The sequence below is a fragment of the Amycolatopsis sp. NPDC003676 genome, assembly GCF_053587275.1.
Genome location: NZ_JBSFNS010000412.1, coordinates 1 through 1,081 on the forward strand (window position 1 = coordinate 1; position 1,081 = coordinate 1,081).

Sequence of the window (1,081 nt, forward strand, 5' to 3'; positions counted from 1 at the left end):
CCTTGGCGGTGTCGCCCGCGGCCCAGGCGCGGGTCGCGGCGGGCGCCTGCGCGGCGTCGAGGACCTTGCGCAGTTCGGCGGCGAAGTCCTGCTGTTCGGTGGCGAGTGCGAACTTCATCGCGGAACTCCTGTGGTCGAACGGGTGGCCGGCCCGCACGCTGCGGCCGGGCGGCTGTGGGTATCCGCCGAAGCGGCGACGGTCATCGCTTGCTCTCCCGCGGCAGGCCGAGCACACGCTCGGCGATGATGTTGCGCTGGATCTCGTTGGTGCCCGCGTAGATCGGGCCCGACAGCGAGAACAGGTAGCCGTCGGTCCACTTGCTGGTCAGTTCGGCGGCGGGGCCGAGCAGGTCGAGTCCCGTCTGGTGCATGGCGATGTCGAGCTCGGACCAGAACACCTTGGTGATCGAGGACTCCGCGCCGAGCTGGCCGCCGTCGGTCAGCCGGGTGACGGTGCCGAAGGTGTGCAGCCGGTAGGCCTCGCTGCCGAGCCAGGCGTCCACCACGGCGTTGCGCGCGGCGGTGTCGGTGGGGTCGGCGGTCTCGGTCCACAGGTCGATCAGCCGCTGCGCGGTCGCGCTGAACCGGCCGGGGCTGCGCAGCGACAGGCCGCGCTCGTTGCTCGAGGTCGCCATGGCGACCCGCCAGCCCTCGTTCGGCGCGCCGATGACATCGCGGTCGGGGACGAAGACGTCGTCGAGGACGATCTCGGCGAAGCCGGGCTCGCCGTCGAGCTGCGGGATCGGCCGCACGCTGACACCGTCGGCGGACAGCGGGAACATCACGTAGGTCAGGCCGTGATGGCGCTGCGCGTCCGGGTCGCTGCGGAACAGGCCGAAGGCCCAGTCGGCGTAGGTGGCGCGCGAGCTCCAGGTCTTCTGGCCGTTGAGGATCCAGCCGCCCTCGGTGCGGCGCGCGGTCGAGCGCAGGCTCGCCAGGTCGCTGCCCGATTCGGGCTCGGACCAGGCCTGCGCCCAGATGTCGTCACCGCGCGCCATCCGCGGCAGGATCCGGGCCAGCTCAGCCCCAGAAGCATCCGCCTGATACTCCCGAGACCGACTAACCGCCATCTTGACAACCC

1 protein-coding gene is annotated in these 1,081 nt (G+C 71.5%); it reads right to left on the reverse strand.

The window, feature by feature from the left end; translation table 11 throughout:
• Positions 1-200 precede the first annotated feature (200 nt).
• The coding region (locus ACWDNU_RS46835) for an acyl-CoA dehydrogenase family protein (protein WP_449673581.1) at positions 201-1,081 on the reverse strand (881 nt) is incomplete at its 5' end.